General features: G+C 49.7%; 1 protein-coding gene. It reads right to left on the reverse strand.

Features of this window, described 5'->3' with window-relative positions; all coding sequences use genetic code 11:
• On the reverse strand, positions 1-705 hold a 705-nt coding region (locus AC5WOC_RS21185), incomplete at its 3' end, for a condensation domain-containing protein (RefSeq protein ID WP_496057414.1).
• Positions 706-714: the final 9 nt, after the last annotated feature.

The raw sequence follows: 714 nt of genomic DNA on the forward strand, positions 1-714 counted from the left end.
ATGTTCTGCCCATTGGCGGTACGAACTGGTTTTAGGAGGAAGCTGAACTTGTCTTCCTGCCTCAATCTGTTGGTAGACGGTCTCCAAATCTTCCATCACAATCCGCCAAGATACCCCGTCCATGATCAAATGATGGGCAACAAGCAGCAAGCGGTTTTCTTCTGCTGGCAGCTGAAACCAAATCGCTCGAAACAAGGGTCCATCGGTCAAATGAAGACTTCCTTGTGCTTCCTCTGCTCGTTGTGCCAAAAGCAGGATTGGTTCGGCTTCGATTCGCAGATCGACTGCCTCCAGCAGCACAGGTGCTTTCGCTTGGTACACTTGTTTCCAACCCTCTTCGCTTGGCAGAAAACGCATCCGTAGAGCATCATGGTGTGCCACGAGAAAATCGATCGCTTGTTGTAAGCTGGTTCGGTTCACTTTCCCTATGTTTAGCAGCATACTCTGGTTAAAGTGATGCGGATGGGTTGTCTGTTCCAAAAACCACTTTTGAATCGGCAGCAACGGGACTTCTCCAACCAAGATGCCCTGTTCTCCTACTACTTGTTGTTCGGTTTCTGCAACTTGCGCCAATGCCGCGATGGTCTGATGAGCAAAAAGCTGTTTGGGCTGCAAGATCAAGCCTTTTTCCCTTGCTCGGGACACCACTTGGATACTCAAAATCGAGTCTCCTCCCAGTTGGAAGAAGTTGTCATGGATGCCGATCGGCGCTTT

Source organism: Shimazuella sp. NTD247, from assembly GCF_059510415.1.